The sequence below is a fragment of the Paracoccus sp. FO-3 genome, assembly GCF_006386455.1.
GTDB classification, from domain to species: domain Bacteria; phylum Pseudomonadota; class Alphaproteobacteria; order Rhodobacterales; family Rhodobacteraceae; genus Paracoccus; species Paracoccus versutus.
Genome location: NZ_VCBQ01000183.1, coordinates 1 through 4989, shown reverse-complemented (window position 1 = coordinate 4989; position 4989 = coordinate 1). Strand labels below are relative to the sequence as shown.

The window sequence follows — 4989 nt, the reverse complement described above, 5'->3', positions numbered from 1 at the left end:
GGCAGGCCACTTGGGGAATGTCGGATCATTGGGCCAGGGACCCGGGCGTGCGCATCATCACCATCGAGGAATTCGCCCACCGCGGCCCGGACGCGGTGATGGCCGAGGTCCGCGCCCTGATGGCCGGTGCGCCGGCCTATGTCACCTTCGACATCGACGGCATCGACCCCTCGATGGCGCCGGGCACCGGCACGCCCGAGATCGGCGGCTTCACCACGCGCGAGGCGCAGGCGATGCTGCGCGGCCTGGCCGGGCTGCATATCGTCGGCGCCGACGTGGTCGAGGTCTCGCCGCCCTTCGACATCGGCGGCATCACCGCGCTGACCGGCGCGACGGTGCTGTTCGAACTGCTTTGCGTGCTGGCAGAGAACCGGGCCGAGGTCGGCTGAACGCCGGCGCGGCGATTTTCTGGCGCGACTGTGCGCCGGCGCACACACGGCCGGCCCAACGATGATGCCACGGCACATTTCATCGTCAACGCAGCCCCTGTTACCCCTTTTTCCTGCATCACCGGCGTTTCCAAACCGTTCGACCCGACCCAGGGCCCGCCCCGCTCCGACCCCGGAGCGGGGCTTTTCCCTGTTCGGGCGGCCGCCTCGCGCATCCGCGCGGCAAATGCCCGGAATGACATGAAACTGTCCGCCATCCGTAACCGGACCGTTGCATGCCGGCCCTAGCGTCCGCGCGATCCGCATCTCAGGAGTTGCCATGACCGCCCGCCTGCTTTCCGCCGCCTCGATGCTTGCGCTTCTTGCCGGCCCCGCGCTTTCCGACAGCTTCAACCGCATCGCCTCGTTCCCGGTCGTCGCCAACATGGCCGGGGACGAGGACAGGGGGCGCCCTTCCTCGGCCGAGATCATCTCGGCCTCGCCCGACGGGATGACGCTGATCTATACCGACAGCCCGCTGGGCGTGGTCGGGCTGATCGACATCAGCGACCCCAGGGCGCCGAAGCCGCTGGGCAATGTCGCGCTGAATGGCGAGCCGACGACCGCCCATATCATCGGCACGCGGGCCCTCGTCGGCGTGAACACCTCGGAAAACCATGCCAACCCCTCGGGGCGGCTGGCCGTGATCGACCTGCAAGGCGCGGCCGAGGTCGCCTCCTGCGACCTGGGCGGCCAGCCGGATTCGGTGGCGGTGGCGCCGGACGGCAGTTTCCTGGCCGTGGCGATCGAGAACGAGCGCGACGAGGAGGCGGGCGACGGCGGCCTGCCGCAGATGCCCGCCGGTTTCCTGGTCAGGCTGCCGGTCCGCGACGGCGCGCCCGATTGCGCGGCAATGCAGCGGATCGACCTGGCCGGCCTGGCCGAGATCGCCCCCGAAGACCCCGAGCCCGAATTCGTGGACATCAACGAGGCGGGCGAGATCGTCGTCACGCTTCAGGAAAACAACCACATCGCCGTCATCGGCGCCGACGGCACGCTGGCCGCGCATTTCCCGGCCGGCACGGTCGCGCTGGAGAACGTCGATACCAGGACCGACGGCCGGCTGGACTTTACCGGCAAGACCGACCCGATCCCGCGCGAGCCCGACGGGGTGAAATGGATCGACGCCGACCATTTCGTCACCGCCAACGAAGGGGACTGGAAGGGCGGCTCGCGCGGCTTCACCATCTGGAACAAGGACGGCACGGTGGTTTACGAATCCGGCGCCACGCTGGAACATGCCATCGCCGAGATCGGCCACTACCCGGAAAAACGCTCGAAATCCAAGGGGGTGGAGATCGAAAGCGTCGAGTTCGCCCGCTTCGGCGAGACGCCCTATCTGTTCGTGCTGTCCGAACGCGCCTCGGTCGTGGCGGTCTATGACCTGACCGACCCGGCGGCACCGAAGCTGATGCAGATCCTGCCCTCGGGCATCTCGCCCGAAGGCGCGGTCGCCATTCCCGCGCGCAACCTGTTCGTCACCGCCAACGAGGCCGACCTGGGCGAGGATGGCGCCGCGCGGGCGCATGTGATGATCTTTGAGCGCACGGATGCGGAACCGGCCTATCCGATGCTGACCTCGGCCGGGTCGGACGGGTTGATCGGCTGGGGCGCGCTTGGCGCGCTGGCCTCGGCCCCTGGGCGGGCGGACCGGCTGTTCGCCGCCTCGGACAGCGTCTATTCGGCCATGCCCTCGATCTACGAGATCGACACCAGCGCGAAACCGGCGCGGATCGTCGGGCAGACCATCGTCACCCGCGGCGGCGATCCGGCGCAGAAGCTCGACATCGAGGGGCTGACCTCGGATGGCGAGGGCGGCTTCTGGCTGGCGAACGAGGGGGATGCGGCCAAGCTGGTGCCCCATGCCATCCTGCATGTGAACGAGGCTGGCGAGATCACCAGGGAAATCGCCCTGCCCGCCGAACTGCTGGCGCACCAGACCCGCTTCGGCGCGGAAGGCATCGCCAAGCTGGACAACGTGCTGTGGGTCGCGATGCAGCGGGAATGGGGCGACGATCCGCAGGGGCAGGTCAAGCTCCTGGCCTATGACCTCGACGCCGGGGAATGGGGCGCGGTGCGCTATCCGCTGGAACCGAAGGGCGAGGGCTGGATGGGCCTGTCGGAAATCGCGGTAAAGGGCGAGCATGCCTATGTCATCGAGCGCGACAACCTGATCGGCGACACGGCGGCGGTGAAGAAGATCTTCCGCGTGGCGCTGGCCGATTTGCAGCCGGCCCCGCTGGGCGGCGATCTGCCCCTCGTCGCCAAGGAAGAGGTGCGCGACCTGATCCCGGAACTGCGCGCGCTGACCAACGGCTATGTGGTGGACAAGGTCGAGGGGCTGGCCTTCGACGCGCAGGGCGATGCCTGGGTCGTGACCGACAATGACGGCGTGGACGACAGTTCGGGCGAGACGCTGTTGTGGAACCTGGGGGCGCTGTAATCCCACGCGCGCCATCGGCAGGGCCGGTGGCGGCCCTGCCCGCTAACAGGCTGCTGAAAAAGGATTTTGAGAGGGCGACGCAGCGGAAATCGTTCTGGAGCCAGCTGATATCGGCCCGCAAATGGGGTGTTTTCGGCAAATTTGAGGCGGATTTCCCGGTTCCCCGCCCGCGCTGTCCTGTCACAAGGACTTTTTCAGCAGCCCGCTAATACCGCAGCCGGGCGTAATAGGAATGCTCGGCCGCCTCGCGCGCCTGGCCCAGGGTGACGATGCCCCGCGCCTTCAGCAGCGGCAGCAGGCGCAGGAACACCTCGGCCGTCACCAGCGCATCGCTCAGCGCGTTGTGGCGCTGGGTGATCTCGACCCCCAGCCGCGCCGCGATGGCCTCGAGCGAATGCGAGGGCTCGTGCGGCTGGGCGATGCTGGCCAGCAGCAGCGTGTCCAGCACCGGCTGGTCGAAGCGCAGCCCGGTCGCCGCCTCTTTCATCTGCAAAAAGCGCATGTCGAAGGCGACGTTATGGCCGACCAGCACCGTGTCCGAGGCATAGGCGTGGAATGCCGGCAGCACCGCGGCGATGCGGGGCTGGCCCTGAACCATCTCGGGGCGGATGCCGTGATAGGGGATGGATTCGGGCGGGATCTCGCGCCCCGGATCGACCAGTTGGTCGAAACGCTCGCCGCGCAGCATCTTGCCGTTCAGGATGCGCAGCGCGCCGATCTGGATGATCTCGTCGCCCTGCGCCGGGTTCAGCCCGGTCGTCTCGGTGTCGAAGACGGTATAGCTCAGCCGCTCCAGCGGCTGGTCGTCCAGCGAGCGGCTGGAATCGCTGGCCGCGAACAGGTCGAAATCATAGAACTCCGGCCGCGGCTCCAGCGCCTCGGCCTCGGGCCCGGCCGAGGCGGTGGGCAGCAGGAAGCGGAAAAACGACAGGCCCGCCGGGCGATCCTGCTCCAGCCACAATTCGCCGCCATGCCGCTCGGCGATGTCGCGGGCGTTGGCGTCGGCGATGCCATGCGCGCCCGAGGCCGCGTCGAGCGGCCAGACCAGGTCCAGATGCGCCCAGCCCGGCGTGGCGGCGGGTGCCAGCCGCAGGGTCAGCGGCGGCATGCCCTGCGGCCCGGCCAGCTGCCCCGCCAGCGCGCCAAGCGCCTGGATCAGCGAGAAGCTGTCCAGCCGCAGCCACAGGCCGCCGTCGGCGCTTTCCACCTTGGCCACCCGGCCGGTCTGCGCCAGCACATGCTGCGCCGCCGCCGCCAGAAGGTCGTCGCCCAGCATCTCCTGCAGGGGCCAGCGGGTCAGGATCTCTTGCGAGGCATCGGCGGTCATCGCCGCCAGCCGCTGGCCCATGGCCGCCACCTCGTCGCGGACGATGGCGTGGAAGCCGTCGCGCTCGGCCGGTTCCAGGTCGGGATAGTCCAGCATGTCCAGCGCCGCCTGCATATTGGCCAGCGAGGCGCGGCTGGCCTCGGTCAGCTCGGTCAGGCGGCGGTCGCGGCGGGACTGGGCGGCATAATCCTGGGTGATGTCGTCAAGCAGCAGCACATAGCCGCTGATCGCCCCCGCCTGCGGCCGCACCGGCGCCAGCACGACATGCAAAAGGCTGCCGGTGGGCGTGGTGGTGACGAATTGCGCCGAAACCGCCGCCTCGCCGCGCGCGATATGGCGGTCCACCGTCTCGCGCGCATGGTCGATCAGGGCGCGGTCGATGACGGCATGGATCGAGCGGCCCAGCCCGATCGCCTCGGCCCCGCCGGCAAGCTGCCCGCCCGAGACGCGGTGGAACAGCCCGCGCGCATGGTCGTTGTACAGCAGGATGCGGCCGTCGAGGTTGCAGACCACGACGCTTTGGCGCAGCTCGGCCATCAGCGCGCCCAGCTGGTCGCGTTCCTGCGCCACCTTCTGCTGCGCCTCGGCCACCAGCCGGGCCATGTCGGTCCGCAGGGTCTGGCGCTGGTCGGCCAGCCGGTTCACCGCATCGGCCAGCGCGGCCAGGGCGGGAGCGCCGGCCGCCTCCAGCCGCGGCGCATCGGCATTGTCGGCCAAGAGCCGCGCCGCATCGGCCAGCCGCGCCGGCGCCTCGACATGGCGGGCATGAAGCCGCGCCGCCGCCCAGCCCG

3 protein-coding genes are annotated in these 4989 nt (G+C 69.5%); 2 read left to right on the top strand and 1 reads right to left on the bottom strand.

Annotated features, from left to right (window positions below; genetic code table 11):
• Positions 1-389, top strand: a 389-nt coding sequence (locus tag FE811_RS25720) for an arginase family protein (protein ID WP_181180976.1), incomplete at its 5' end; no start/stop codon positions are given.
• A gap of 319 nt (positions 390-708) precedes the next feature.
• The gene (locus FE811_RS25715; protein ID WP_140849330.1) at positions 709-2871 is read left to right on the top strand and encodes an esterase-like activity of phytase family protein; all 2163 of its coding nucleotides are present in this window, start codon (positions 709-711) and stop codon (positions 2869-2871) included.
• 205 nt (positions 2872-3076) lie between these two features.
• Here the strand turns inward: FE811_RS25715 and FE811_RS25710 are convergent.
• On the bottom strand, positions 3077-4989 hold a 1913-nt coding region (locus FE811_RS25710), incomplete at its 5' end, for an exonuclease domain-containing protein (protein ID WP_140849328.1).

Bases quoted from the DNA above. Each gene is read 5' to 3' on its own strand.
- FE811_RS25715 (WP_140849330.1), top strand. From the start codon at position 709: ATGACCGCCCGCCTGCTTTCCGCCGCCTCGATGCTTGCGCTTCTTGCC.